The sequence below is a fragment of the Micromonospora sp. NPDC023966 genome, from assembly GCF_040639095.1.
GTDB lineage: Bacteria > Actinomycetota > Actinomycetes > Mycobacteriales > Micromonosporaceae > Micromonospora.
Genome location: NZ_JBEZZJ010000012.1, coordinates 54,529 through 67,013 on the forward strand (window position 1 = coordinate 54,529; position 12,485 = coordinate 67,013).

At 73.1% G+C, this 12,485-nt stretch carries 11 protein-coding genes and 2 tRNA genes; 10 read left to right on the forward strand and 3 right to left on the reverse strand.

Annotated elements, in window-relative coordinates; all coding sequences use genetic code 11:
• Positions 1–39 precede the first annotated feature (39 nt).
• From AB0F68_RS17690 to AB0F68_RS17715, 6 genes are all read left to right on the forward strand, one after another.
• A complete protein-coding gene (locus AB0F68_RS17690; RefSeq protein WP_357339080.1) occupies positions 40–3,021 on the forward strand; it encodes a UPF0182 family protein in 2,982 nt (993 codons plus the stop codon).
• Positions 3,022–3,169: 148 nt separating this feature from the next.
• On the forward strand, positions 3,170–3,679 hold the full coding sequence (locus AB0F68_RS17695; protein ID WP_357339310.1) for a SigE family RNA polymerase sigma factor: 510 nt from the start codon (positions 3,170–3,172) through the stop codon (positions 3,677–3,679).
• Positions 3,669–4,592, forward strand: a complete 924-nt coding sequence (locus AB0F68_RS17700) for a hypothetical protein (protein ID WP_357339082.1) — start codon at positions 3,669–3,671, stop codon at positions 4,590–4,592. The genes AB0F68_RS17695 and AB0F68_RS17700 overlap by 11 nt, the downstream gene beginning before the upstream one ends.
• Before the next feature lie 59 nt (positions 4,593–4,651).
• Positions 4,652–4,725: transfer RNA gene (locus AB0F68_RS17705), tRNA-Met, on the forward strand.
• Positions 4,726–4,862: 137 nt separating this feature from the next.
• Positions 4,863–4,936, forward strand: a tRNA-Met gene (locus AB0F68_RS17710).
• Between the two features lie 110 nt (positions 4,937–5,046).
• Positions 5,047–5,295, forward strand: a complete 249-nt coding sequence (locus AB0F68_RS17715) for a hypothetical protein (RefSeq protein ID WP_151465371.1) — start codon at positions 5,047–5,049, stop codon at positions 5,293–5,295.
• Positions 5,296–5,340: 45 nt separating this feature from the next.
• On the opposite strand, the gene AB0F68_RS17720 is transcribed toward AB0F68_RS17715, so the two are convergent.
• Positions 5,341–6,660, reverse strand: a complete 1,320-nt coding sequence (locus AB0F68_RS17720) for an extracellular solute-binding protein (protein ID WP_357339084.1) — start codon at positions 6,658–6,660, stop codon at positions 5,341–5,343.
• 130 nt (positions 6,661–6,790) lie between these two features.
• Here AB0F68_RS17720 and AB0F68_RS17725 point away from each other — a divergent pair, with 130 nt between their 5' ends.
• Positions 6,791–7,624, forward strand: a complete 834-nt coding sequence (locus AB0F68_RS17725) for a phosphoribosylaminoimidazolesuccinocarboxamide synthase (protein WP_357339086.1) — start codon at positions 6,791–6,793, stop codon at positions 7,622–7,624.
• 1 nt (position 7,625) lies between these two features.
• Here the strand turns inward: AB0F68_RS17725 and glpK are convergent, their stop codons facing one another.
• Positions 7,626–9,110: a glycerol kinase GlpK gene (gene glpK / locus AB0F68_RS17730; protein WP_357339089.1), complete on the reverse strand. Its 1,485-nt coding sequence runs from the start codon at positions 9,108–9,110 to the stop codon at positions 7,626–7,628.
• A 65-nt stretch (positions 9,111–9,175) separates the two neighbouring features.
• On the opposite strand from glpK, the gene AB0F68_RS17735 reads away from it, so the two are divergent.
• A complete protein-coding gene (locus AB0F68_RS17735; protein ID WP_357339091.1) occupies positions 9,176–10,114 on the forward strand; it encodes a ribose-phosphate pyrophosphokinase in 939 nt (312 codons plus the stop codon).
• Between the two features lie 22 nt (positions 10,115–10,136).
• Here the strand turns inward: AB0F68_RS17735 and AB0F68_RS17740 are convergent, their stop codons facing one another.
• Positions 10,137–10,601: an ATP-binding protein gene (locus AB0F68_RS17740; RefSeq protein ID WP_357339093.1), complete on the reverse strand. Its 465-nt coding sequence runs from the start codon at positions 10,599–10,601 to the stop codon at positions 10,137–10,139.
• Positions 10,602–10,716: 115 nt separating this feature from the next.
• On the opposite strand from AB0F68_RS17740, the gene AB0F68_RS17745 reads away from it, so the two are divergent.
• Positions 10,717–11,841 carry a DUF5931 domain-containing protein gene (locus AB0F68_RS17745; protein WP_357339095.1) on the forward strand — a complete coding sequence of 375 codons (1,125 nt, stop codon included), beginning with the start codon at positions 10,717–10,719 and terminating at the stop codon, positions 11,839–11,841.
• Between the two features lie 11 nt (positions 11,842–11,852).
• Positions 11,853–12,485: a response regulator transcription factor gene (locus AB0F68_RS17750; protein ID WP_357339312.1), complete on the forward strand. Its 633-nt coding sequence runs from the start codon at positions 11,853–11,855 to the stop codon at positions 12,483–12,485.

Below are 12,485 nucleotides of genomic sequence, written 5' to 3' on the forward strand. Positions count from 1 at the left end.
GGAGCCGATCACATCGAGCGTGCGGAGCCAACAGTGGTCATGCGTAGCAGCCCCCTGCCGAGGATGAGCCGGCGCGGACGCGTCACCATCGGGGTCCTGATCGGGGTGTTCGTGCTCTTCACCCTGCTCGGGTGGGGGGTCAACGCGTGGACCGACTGGCTCTGGTTCGACGAGGTCCGCTACACCCAGGTCTTCACCGGCGTCCTCGCCACCCGCCTGCTGCTGTTCCTGATCATCGGGCTCAGCATGGCGCTGATCATCGCCGGCAACCTCTGGCTGGCTCACCGGCTGCGACCGCAGCTGCGCCCGCACTCCGCCGAGCAGGCCACCCTGGAGCGCTACCGGATGCTGCTGAGCCCCCGGCTCGGCACCTGGATCGCCCTGGCCGCCGCGGTCATCGGCCTCTTCGCCGGCCTCTCCGCGCAGAGCCGGTGGGGCCAGTGGCTGCTGTTCCGCAACGGCGGCAGCTTCGGCGTGAAGGATCCGGAGTTCGGCGTCGACGTCGGCTTCTACGTCTTCCAGCTGCCGTTCTGGCGCTACCTGCTCGGCGTGGGCTTCACCGCGGTGGTGCTCGCCCTGCTCGGCGCGCTCGCCGTGCACTACATCTTCGGCGGGGTGCGGCTCCAGGGCGTCGGGGACCGGATGACCAACGCCGCCCGGGCCCACCTGAGCACGCTGGTGGCCGTCTTCGTGCTGCTCAAGGCCATCGCCTACGTGCTGGACCAGCGGGCCATGCTGCTGGAGTACAACGAGGGCGCCAAGCTCTACGGCGCCGGCTACGCCGACATCAACGCGCTGCTCCCGGCGAAGGAGATCCTCGCCTGGATCGCCGTGGTGGTGGCCGTCGCGATCATCGTGTTCTCCAACGCGTGGATGCGGAACCTGGTCTGGCCCGGCATCGCGCTCGCCCTGCTCGGCGTCTCGGCGGTGGCGATCGGCGGCATCTACCCGTGGGCCGTGCAGACCTTCGAGGTCAAGCCGAGCGCCCGGGACAAGGAGGCGCCGTACATCGAACGCAGCATCGAGGCGACCAGGTCCGCCTTCGGGCTGACCGGCACGAAGAACACCGACTACGCGGCGAGCAATCTCGTCCCGCCGGCCAGCCTGGCCACCGACACCTCGGTGGTGCAGAACGTCCGGCTGCTCGACCCGCAGCTGGTCTCCGAGACGTACACGCAGCTGCAGCAGGTCCGGGGCTTCTACGACTTCGGCCCGAAGCTGGACATCGACCGGTACGCGAACGCCGGCAAGACCTCCGACTACGTGGTCGGGGTCCGGGAGATCAACTACGGCGAGCTGACCGATCAGCAGAGCAACTGGATCAACCGGCACACGGTCTACACCCACGGCTACGGCCTGGTCGCCGCCCCGGCCAACCAGGTGGTCTGCGGCGGTCAGCCGTACTTCGTCTCCGGCTTCCTCGGCGAGAAGGCGCAGGAGGCGTGCTCCTCGCAGACCGAGCAGATCCCGGCCCAGCAGCCGCGGATCTACTACGGCGAGCGGATGGAGCCGGACGACTACGCGATCGTCGGGCAGACCGGTGACCGGAACGTCGAGTTCGACAAGCCGACCTCCACGGGTGGCGAGCAGTACTACACCTACACCGGCGAGGGCGGCGTCGAGATCGGCTCGTTCACCCGCCGGCTGCTCTACGCGATCAAGGAGCAGGAGTCGAACTTCCTCCTCTCCGAGGCGGTCAACGACGACTCGAAGTTGCTCTACGTGCGCAACCCGCGGGACCGGGTGGAGAAGGTCGCGCCGTTCCTCACCCTGGACGGGGACCCGTACCCGGCGGTGGTGAACGGCCGGGTCCTCTGGATCGTCGACGGCTACACCACCGCGGCGACCTACCCGTACGCCGAGCGGGTCAACCTGCAGGCCGAGACGGCCGACGAGCTGACCGGGCGGGGCACCTTCCAGCTCGCCCGGGAGAACGTCAACTACATCCGCAACTCGGTGAAGGCGACCGTCGACGCGTACGACGGCACGGTGAAGCTCTACACCTTCGACGACGCGGACCCGGTGCTGAAGGCGTGGAACAAGGCCTTCGGCGGCGACCTGGTGCTGCCCAAGGGCGACATCCCGCCGGAGCTCGCCGACCACTTCCGCTACCCGGCCGACCTGTTCAAGGTGCAGCGCAACCTGCTCACCAAGTTCCACGTCACCGACCCCGGCGACTTCTACTCCGGCCAGGACTTCTGGCAGGTGCCGAACGTGCCGGACGCGCCGGACAGCGGGCAGAAGCAGCCGCCCTACTACCTCTTCACCCAATTCCCCGGGCAGGAGGGTCCGCGCTTCCAGCTCACCGCGGCGGTCACGCCGAACGGGCGGCAGAACCTGGCCGCGCTGGTCTCCGGGTCGTACGTCGACGGGCAGCCGAAGCTGGAGGTGCTGGAGCTGCCGGACCAGACCCGGATCTCCGGACCGGCGCAGGTGCACCAGCAGATGACCAACAACGGCGACATCCGGCAGCAGCTCAACCTGCTCTCCTCCAACCAGGCGCAGGTGCAGTACGGCAACCTGCTCTCGCTGCCCTTCGCCGACGGCATGCTCTACGTCGAGCCGGTCTACGTGAAGAGCAGCAACCAGGACGCGTACCCGCTGCTGCAGAAGGTGCTGCTCTCCTACGGCGACGGCGGCTCGTACGTGGTGCTGGCCAACAACCTGAGCGACGGCATCAAGCAGCTCGTCGAGCAGGGCAAGCGGCCGGCCTCCGGCAACCCGCCGCCGAGCACCGACGACAAACCGCCGACGACCGGCGGCACCACCACCCCGGTGCTCACCGGTGAGCTGGCCGAGGCGGCCGGCAAGGTGCAGAGCGCCATCGTCGAGGTCAAGGCCGCGCAGGCGTCCGGTGACTTCGAGCGGTACGGGCGGGCGCTGAAGGCGCTGGACGAGGCGATGGCCGCGTTCCAGCAGGCACAGGCGGCGGCCAACCCGACGCCCGCTTCGGGCCCCAGCGGCAGCCCCTCGGCGTCGCCGCCGGCCTCGCCCTCGGCCTCGCCCACCCCGAACGGCTGACGCCGAGCCGACCACGCGAGCCCGTGGTCCGTGACCCGTAGCGGTCCGGACCACGGGCTCGTGTCGCATTCCAGACGGAACACCCGCAACCCGGTGCCCGCCTCCACCGTCATCAGAGCAGGTGGGCGTGAGGGAGGCGGGAATCCAGATGCGCGATGTGAACAGCTTCGACGACTTCTACCGCAGCACGTCGGGCCGGTTGCTCCGGTACGGCTACGCGGTAACCGGTGACCCCGGCGAGGCCCAGGATCTCGTCCAGGAGGCGTACGCCCGGGCCTGGCGGCAGTGGGGGAAGCTGGCCACCCACCCGGCCCCGGAGGCCTGGCTGCGGCTGGTGATCAGCCGCCTGGCCGCCGACCGCTGGCGGCGGCTGCGCGGCTGGCGGCTCGCGGCCAGCCGCACCGGTCCGCCCGACGACGTCGGGCCACCGGGCGAGGACACCGTGCTGCTGGTCGGCGCGCTGCGGCAACTGCCCGCCCGGCACCGGCAGGCCCTCGCCCTGCACTACCTGTTCGACCTGTCGGTGGAGGAGATCGCCCGGGAGGCCGCCGTCCCCACCGGCACCGTGAAGTCCTGGCTGTCCCGCGGCCGGGCCCGGCTGGCCGAGCTGCTGCCCGGCGTGGCCGACGAGGAGCTGGAGGTGAACGATGTCGCGTGAGCTGAACCGCCTCTACCGGGCGCTCGCCGCGGACACCGACGAGCGGGTGCTCCCGGCCCCGGACCGGCTGCGCCGGCTGGCCGACCGCCGGGCCCGGCACCGGGCCGCGTTCGGGGCGCTGACCGTCGCCGTACTGGTCGCCGGCACCGCCGCCGGCACGCGGTGGGTGCTCGCCGCCGCGCCGGAGGCCGACCCCGGGCCGCCCGCCACCACCGGCAGCCCGTCGCCGTCGCCCACCGCGACCCCGCCCTCTCCGCTGCCGAGCCCCACGACCCCGCCACCCCTGGTACGCACCCCGGACGCGCCGCCGAAGACGAGCGCCCGGCCGCCGGCCGCAAGCCCGACGAGCATTCCGGACCGGGCCTTCTTCACCCTGGCCGCCGCCAACGACGCCGGCACCGGCAACGCGTTCGTCCCGGGACCGGTGCTGCCGGCGCTCTGCGGCGCGACGCCCGGCGAGGCGGGGATCGTCGCCCGCCGCGCCCGCAGCCTGGCGTTCAAGCTGAGCGCCACCCCGGAGGGGTACATCCCGGACGGCAGCTACCGGCACAGCATCACCGTCTACCGGCCCGGGCGGGCCGACGACGCGCTGGCCGAGCTGCGGCAGGCCGTGCGTGACTGCCCGACCCAGCCGGGGGCGGAGGGCGGCGAAGGGCTGACGTCGACCCAGCGGCTGCTGCCGGACGCCGGCTACGGCGACGAGTCGGTGCTGTTCGAGGTGCGCCGGCCCGCCGCGGACCACGAGGGCGGCCCGACCGTGACGGAGGTGGTCCGGTTGGTCCGCGCGGTGCGGATCGGGGACGTGGTGACGGTGCTCTGGGAACAGGGCTGGGAGGGGACGTCGAGCCCGCGGTCCCAGGTCGACAAGGACAGCCGGCGGGCGGTGCTGGCGATCCGCGACTGGTTGCGCTGAGTGCGCCCCGGACCCGTTTTGCGGGTCCGGGGTCTCGTGCGCTACGGTTAACGAGCCGACGCGGGGTGGAGCAGCTCGGTAGCTCGCTGGGCTCATAACCCAGAGGTCGCAGGTTCAAATCCTGTCCCCGCTACTGTCACGAAGGGCCCCGGAGGAAACTCCGGGGCCCTTCGCCGTGCCGGGTGTCGAGGTGGCCTCGGAGCCCTCGCGGCGGGATCGGGGAACCCGGCTGATCTCCACGGCGGACATGAGATAGGCTGTACAAGCCGACGCGGGGTGGAGCAGCTCGGTAGCTCGCTGGGCTCATAACCCAGAGGTCGCAGGTTCAAATCCTGTCCCCGCTACTGTCAGGAAAGGCCCCGGAGGAAACTCCGGGGCCTTTCGCCGTATCCGGGCAATGGTGATCCGGCCCGTCCGTCCTGCCCCGGTTGCGCTTCTCGGCGAGGATGGGGGCATGTCTGGTTGGAACAGATGGTGGGGCCGCCTCAGCGCGGTCCTCGGTGCGGTCGTGCTCTCGGTGTTCGTGCCGGTCGCGGCCTGGGCCTCCACGGGTACGGGCGAGCTGGTGGTGGAGGCCGCCCGGCGGCGGTCGCGGGGCGGCTTCGGCTTCCTGGGGCTGCTCTGCTGCCTGGTGGTGGTCGTGGTGATCGTGCTGTTGGTGCTGCGCCTGATGCGCGGCCGGCGCGGCGGCCCGCCGCGCTGACGGGAACCGGTCCGCCCGCCGCGCCCCGGGCGCGGCGGGCGGCGGTCACTCGGCCAGGGCGGCGGTGGCCTGGGCCATGAAGCGTGAGGTCGCCGTGCGGGCGCCTGAGCGCTTGGCCCGGATGCTCTCGGCGGCGTCGATGAGCAGGGTACGCACCTTGGCGTGCCCCTTCGGCGGCGGCGCGGGCGCCGGTCCGGACAGCTCGTCCAGCTCCGCGCCGAGGGCCACCACCCGCTTCTCGGTGCGGTCGGTGACGCCCTCGACCACGAACGCGCGGACCGGGGCGGCGGCGTTCAAACCGCGTTCGATGCCGAGGATCCGGCCGGCCTCCACGTTGGTGGTCAGGAAGTTGATCACGTCGACCACCACGTCCGGGTGACGGCTGCCGCGGAAGGCCGCCCAGTACATCGACGCCCGAGGCCACTGCGCCGCGGGGGTGCCCGGGAAGGCGGTCAGGCCCAGCTCGCCGTCGGTGAGCTGCTGCAGCTCCGGCAACTGGTGCGACCAGGCGAACGACGCGGCCGCGTGGCCGGTGACCACGAGCTGGCGGGCCAGCTCGCCGCTGTCGGCCTGCTCCACCAGGGCGGCGCTCGGGGTGGCCCGGTCGTATCGGGCGACCTCCCAGAACTCGAACCAGTCGAGCAGCTCGCCGGAGCTGAAGCCGAGCTGCCGCCCCTGGTACAGCTCGCTGCCCTGGCCGCGCAGCCAGAGCCAGAGTGCGCGGTAGTCGCCGGACGGGTCCATGGTGCCGGCCACCCGGCTGCCGGAGGCTCGGGTGACCCGGGCGGCCCACCGCACGTACTCCCGCCACGACATGCCGGTGCCCGGCTCGGGCACCCGGAGCCGGCCCAGCAGGTCGCGGTTGTAGACCAGCGCGGCGCTGGTCTGCGCGGCGGGCACCGCCACGGTCCGGTCGTCCACCCGGCCGTACCGGGCCAGGTGCTCGGGGAGGCCGCGCAGGTCGAGCCGGTTGTCGGCCACGTAGGCGCTGAGGTCGAGGACGATCTCCCGGTGGGCGTACTCGGTGAGCACGGTGTCGTCGATCTGGAACAGGTCGGGCACGTTGCCCCCGGTGGCCTGCGTGGCCAGCCGGTCGTAGTAGCCGGTCAGCCCCTGCCAGGTCACCCGGAAGCTGACCCGGGGGTTCTGCTGGGAGTAGAGGTGCAGCGCCTTCTCGGTCGCCTCGGCCCGGCGGGTCCCGCCCCACCAGAACACCGACAGCTCGATCGGGCCGTCCTCGACCGGGGTCTCCTCCTCCGGGCCGCAGCCGGCCAGCCCGCCGGTGAGCAGCGGCAACCCGGCCAGCGCGCCGAGCAGCCGCCGCCGGTCGACGCCGGGGCGGGGTACGGACTGCGGTGCGCGCACGGGTTTCTCCGGGGTGCGGACGGCGGCTGGTGCGGACGGACCATTTACCCAGGCCCCGGGCGGGGGTGTCAACGCCGGGACGGCCGGTGGCCGCACCGGGCGCCGACTCCGCCCATGGTGTACTAGCGCCGTGGAACTTCTGCACTCGGGCAAGGTCCGGGACGTCTACGCCGACGGCGCGGACCTGATCCTGGTCGCCTCCGACCGCATCTCCATCTACGACGTGGCGCTGCCGACCCCGATCCCGGACAAGGGCCGCCTGCTCACCGCGCTGTCGCTGTGGTGGTTCGAGCAGTTGGCCGACCTGGTGCCGAACCACGTGATCTCGGCCACCGACGTGCCTGCGGAGTTCGCCGGCCGGGCGATCCGCTGCCAGCGGCTGGACATGGTCCAGGTCGAGTGCGTGGCCCGCGGCTACCTCACCGGCGGCGGCTTCGCCGAATACCAGCGCACCGGCGCGGTCTCCGGCGTCGAACTGCCCCGCGGCCTGGTGGAGGCGTCGATCCTGCCCGAGCCGATCTTCACCCCGTCGTCCAAGGCGCCCAAGGGCGAGCACGACGAGCCGATCACCTACGCCGAGGTGGTCGACAAGGTGGGTGCGGAGACCGCCGAGCGGCTGCGGCAGATCACCATCGACGTCTACCGGCGGGGCGCGGAGATCGCCGCCGACCGGGGCATCCTGATCGCCGACACCAAGATCGAGCTGGGCTGGGCGCCGGACGGCACCCTGGTCCTCGCCGACGAGCTGCTCACCTCCGACTCGTCCCGGTTCTGGCCGGCCGAGTCCTACCAGCCGGGCCGCGCCCAGTTCTCCTTCGACAAGCAGTACGTCCGCGACTGGGCCACCGGCAGCGGCTGGGACCGGCAGCCGCCCGCCCCCGAGGTGCCCGCCGAGGTGGTCGAGGCGACCCGGGCTCGCTACGTCGAGGTCTACGAGAAGCTCACCGGCAACCGCTGGGACTGACTCACTCCACCCAGTCGAGGCTGCGCTGCACGGCCTTGCGCCAGTTGCGCAGCTCCCGCTCCCGGTGCGCCGGGTCCATGTCGGGCGTCCACCGCGCGTCCGACCGCCACTGCGCGCGCAGCGTCTCCAGGTCGGGCCAGAAGCCGACCGCCAGGCCGGCCGCGTACGCGGCGCCGAGGCAGGTGGTCTCGGTGATCCGGGAGCGGACCACCGGCACGTCGAGGACGTCGGCGAGGAACTGCATGAGCAGGGCGTTGCCGGTCATCCCGCCGTCCACCCGCAGCCGGCGCAGCGCCACGTCCGAGTCGGCGTTCATGGCGTCGACCACCTCGCGGGTCTGCCAGGCCGACGCCTCCAGCACCGCCCGGGCCAGGTGCCCCCTGGTGATGTAGCCGGTCAGCCCGGCGATCACCCCGCGGGCGTCGCTGCGCCAGTGCGGGGCGAAGAGGCCGGAGAAGGCCGGCACCACGTAGCAGCCGCCGTTGTCGTCGACCGTGCGGGCCAGCTCCTCGACCTCGGGGGCGGTGGAGATCAGGCCGAGGTTGTCGCGCAGCCACTGCACCAGCGAGCCGGTGACCGCGATGGCGCCCTCCAGGGCGTACACGGCGGGGTGACCGTCGATCCGGTAGGCGACGGTGGTGAGCAGGCCGTGCCGGGAGGGGACCGGGCTGGCCCCGGTGTTGAGCAGCAGGAAGCTGCCGGTGCCGTAGGTGCACTTGGCCTCGCCGGGCTGGAAGCAGGTCTGCCCGAACAGGGCGGCCTGCTGGTCGCCGAGCGCGCTGGCCACCGGCACCCCGGCGAGCACGCCGTCGGCGGTGCCGTAGACCTCGGCCGAGCAGCGGATCTCGGGCAGCATGGCGGCCGGGATGCGCAGCGCGTCGAGCAGCTCCGGATCCCAGTCCAGGGTCTCCAGGTCCATCAGCATGGTGCGGCTGGCGTTCGTCACGTCGGTGACGTGCCGCCCGGTGAGCTTCCAGATCAACCAGCTGTCCATGGTGCCGAAGAGCACCTCGCCCCGCTCGGCCCGGCCGCGCAGACCGTCGACGTGGTCGAGCAGCCAGCGCAGCTTCGGGCCGGCGAAGTAGGTGGCCAGGGTCAGGCCGGTGCGGGCGCGCAGCCGCTCCTCGTCGTACGCCTCGGCCAGCTCGCGCAGCAGCGGCCCGGTGCGGGTGTCCTGCCAGACCACGGCGTTCGCCACCGGCCGGCCGGTCGCCCGGTCCCAGACCACGGTGGTCTCCCGCTGGTTGGTGATGCCCACGGCCGCCAGCCCGTCCGGCCCGGTGCCGGCGGCGGCGAGCGCCTCCAGCACCACCTGCTGGACGTTGGCCCAGATCTCCTCGGCGTCGTGCTCCACCCAGCCCGGCTGCGGGAAGATCTGCCGGTGTTCGCGCTGCGCCACGGAGACGATCTCCCCGGCCCGGTCGAAGACGATGCACCGCGAGGAGGTGGTGCCCTGATCGATGGCGGCGACGAACTCTCCGGTCACCGCAGCACCGTACCCGCCGGGAGCGTCCACCGTCTCGCCCCGATCCACCCGTACGATCAGCAGACGTGCGTGACATTGCCGTGTTCAGCGGGACCGCCCACCCGGACCTCGCCGCCGAGATCTGTGCCCACCTCGACGTTCCGCTGCACCCGGTGCGGGTGTCCCGGTTCGCCAACGACTGCCTCGAGGTGCAGTTGCAGGCGAACTGCCGGGAGCGCGACGTCTTCCTCATCCAGCCGCTGGTGCCGCCGGTGCAGGAGCACCTGGTCGAGCTGCTGCTCATGATCGACGCGGCCCGCGGCGCGTCCGCCGGCCGGATCACCGTGGTGCTGCCGCACTACGCGTACGCCCGGTCGGACAAGAAGGACGCCCCGCGCATCTCGATCGGCGGCCGGCTGGTCGCCGACCTGCTCACCTCGGCCGGCGCGCACCGGGTGCTCGCCATGACCCTGCACTCGCCGCAGGTGCACGGGTTCTTCAGCGTCCCGGTGGACCACCTGCACGCGCTGCGTGAGCTGGCCGCCCACTTCAAGGGCGGGGACCTGAGCAACACCGTGGTGGTCTCGCCGGACCTGGGCAACGCCAAGGAGGCGGCGGCGTTCGCCCGGATGCTCGGCACCCCGGTCGCGGCCGGCGCGAAGCAGCGGTTCAGCGACGACCGGGTGCGGATCAGCGCCATCATCGGTGACGTGGCGGACCGGGACGTCATCGTGCTGGACGACGAGATCGCCAAGGGCAGCACGGTGATCGAGCTGATGAGCCACCTGCGGGAGCGGAACGTCCGCTCGATCCGGCTGGCCTGCACCCACGGCCTCTTCTCCAGCGGCGCGCTGAAGCGGCTCACTGAGCAGGACGGGGTGCTGGAGGTCGTCTGCACCAACACGGTGCCGATCCCGGAGGAGAAGCGGGTGCCGAAGCTGGAGGTGCTCTCGGTGGCGCCGGCCCTGGCCGAGGCGATGCGGCGGATCCACAACGGCGAGTCGGTGAGCGCCCTCTTCGGCTGAGGCGGCCCCGCGGCCCGCCCGGTCAGTTGTCGGTCGCACCGGCGACGGGCTGGGCGGCCAGCGCCGCGGTGATCCGGACGATCGTGCCGGCCTCGCCGGTCTCCACCGCCATGGTGTCGCTCAGCTCCCGGGCCAGCCAGAGGCCCCAGCCGCCGGCGGTGTCCGGGGCGGGCCGGGCCCGGTCGCGGAGTCGCTGCACGCTGATCCCGTGGCCGTGGTCGGCGACCTCGCAGACCAGTTCGGCGGGGCCGCGCCACAGCCGCAGCCGGCCCTGGCCGCCGCCGTGCCGGACGGCGTTGGTGATCAGCTCGTTGATCGCCAGCACGAAGTCGTCCAGCCGTTGCCCGCCCAACCCCGCCGCGTGCGCGCACGAGGTGACCGAGTGGCGCAGCTCGGTCACCTGGGCCTGGTTGAAGGCCTCGGCGATGAGGAGGGAAGGTTCGATGGGCACAACCGTACGCGGTGCGGGGGAATCTGCGTTCGTCATGGCCCCGTCCCGGCGATGGATCTCGGTGATTTTCGCGGCATTTCCACCGTACGTCAGGGTTTCTCGCGCCGCACCTCGCGGCCCGTGGGTGGGCGGCTGTGGCAGGGTGTCGGCCATGCCGTCGTCCCCGGGAGGCCTGGAGGTCCCGCTCTGGCGGTCCATCGCGGTGTTCCGCTTCGCCTCGCTGGCGTACGTGGGGCTGCTGGTCCTCCGCGACGCGGACCGCTACGCGCACCCGGTCGCCGCCGGCGGCGTACTCCTGGGGATGCTGGCCTGGACCGGGGCGACCGCGGCCGGCTACGCGCGCCCGGCCGGGCGGCGCTGGCCGCTGCTCCTGGCCGACCTCGGCGTCGTGCTGGCGATCATGCTGGCCACGCCGTGGCTGGTCGGCCGGGCGGCGCTGGCCGCGGGCGTGCCGACCCTGACCGTCGCCTGGCTGGCCGCGCCGGTGCTGGCCTGGGCGGTCTCCGGCGGCCGGCGGCGTGGCGCGGTGGCCGCGCTGGTGCTCGGCGGGGCCGACCTGGCCACCCGGGAGCGGATCAGCCAGTCCTCGCTCACCGGGGCGATTCTCATGCTGCTGGCCGGCGTGGTGGTGGGGCACGTGGCCCGGCTGGCCGTGGAGGCCGAGGCGCGGCTGCAACGGGCGGTGGAGCTGGAGGCGGCCACCCGGGAGCGGGAGCGGCTGGCCCGGGACATCCACGACTCGGTGCTCCAGGTGCTGGCGCTGGTCCGGCGGCGCGGGGCCGACCTGGACGGCGAGGCCGCGGAGCTGGCCCGGCTGGCCGGCGAGCAGGAGGCCGCGCTGCGCGCACTGATCGGCCGGGCGGGCGCCGCGCCGGACGGCGCGGGCGATGCCCGGGACCTGCGCGACCTGCTCGACCGGTACGCCTCGACGACGGTGCAGGTGGCCGCGCCGGCCACCCCGGTGCCGCTGCCCGGACGGGTGGCCGGCGAACTGGCCGCCGCGGTCGGCGCGGCGCTGGACAACGTGGCCCGGCACGCCGGCGGGCGGGCCTGGGTGCTGATCGAGGACGAGGGGGAGACGGTGACCGTCTCGGTACGCGACGAGGGACCGGGGATTCCGGACGGGCGGCTGGCCGAGGCCGCCGCGCAGGGCCGGCTCGGGATGGCCCAGTCCATCCGGGGCCGGGTGGCCGACCTGGGCGGCGAGGTGCGGGTCGTCTCCGCCCCGGGCGCCGGGACCGAGATCGAGCTGACCGTGCCGCGGAGCGGCCGGTGAGCATCCGGGTGATGGTGGTCGACGACCACCCGATGTGGCGGGAGGGCGTGGCCCGCGACCTCACCGAGGCCGGGCACGTGGTGGTGGCGACCAGCGGGGAGGGGCGCCAGGCGGTCCGGGTGGCTGCCGCCGCCCGCCCCGACGTCGTGGTGCTCGACCTGCAACTGCCGGACGTCTCGGGCGTCGAGGTGATCCTCGGGCTGCGGGCCGTGCTGCCCGAGGTGCGGGTGCTGATGCTGTCGGCCAGCGGGGAGCCGCAGAGCGTGCTGGACGTGGTGAAGGCCGGCGCCACCGGTTACCTGCTGAAGTCGGCCGCGCCGGCCGAGTTCCTGGACGCGGTGCGCCGCACGGCGGCCGGCGAGCCGGTCTTCACCCCGGGCCTGGCCGGGCTGGTGCTGGGGGAGTACCGCCGGCTGGCCGCCGCGCCGGCCGCCCCGCACGACGACGCACCCCGGCTCACCGAGCGGGAGACCGAGGTGCTGCGTCTGGTGGCGAAGGGCCTGTCGTACAAGCAGATCGCCGAGCGGCTCGGGCTCTCCCACCGGACGGTGCAGAACCACGTGCAGAACACGCTCGGCAAGCTCCAGCTGCACAACAGGGTGGAGCTGACCCGGTACGCGATCGAGCGGGGCCTGGACGACTGA

Coding starts and splice junctions, on each gene's coding strand:
- AB0F68_RS17695 (WP_357339310.1), top strand. CDS start 3,170: ATGCGCGATGTGAACAGCTTCGACGACTTCTACCGCAGCACGTCGGGC.
- AB0F68_RS17715 (WP_151465371.1), top strand. CDS start 5,047: ATGTCTGGTTGGAACAGATGGTGGGGCCGCCTCAGCGCGGTCCTCGGT.
- AB0F68_RS17750 (WP_357339312.1), top strand. CDS start 11,853: ATGGTGGTCGACGACCACCCGATGTGGCGGGAGGGCGTGGCCCGCGAC.
- AB0F68_RS17740 (WP_357339093.1), bottom strand. CDS start 10,601: ATGACGAACGCAGATTCCCCCGCACCGCGTACGGTTGTGCCCATCGAA.
- AB0F68_RS17690 (WP_357339080.1), top strand. CDS start 40: ATGCGTAGCAGCCCCCTGCCGAGGATGAGCCGGCGCGGACGCGTCACC.
- AB0F68_RS17745 (WP_357339095.1), top strand. CDS start 10,717: ATGCCGTCGTCCCCGGGAGGCCTGGAGGTCCCGCTCTGGCGGTCCATC.
- AB0F68_RS17700 (WP_357339082.1), top strand. CDS start 3,669: ATGTCGCGTGAGCTGAACCGCCTCTACCGGGCGCTCGCCGCGGACACC.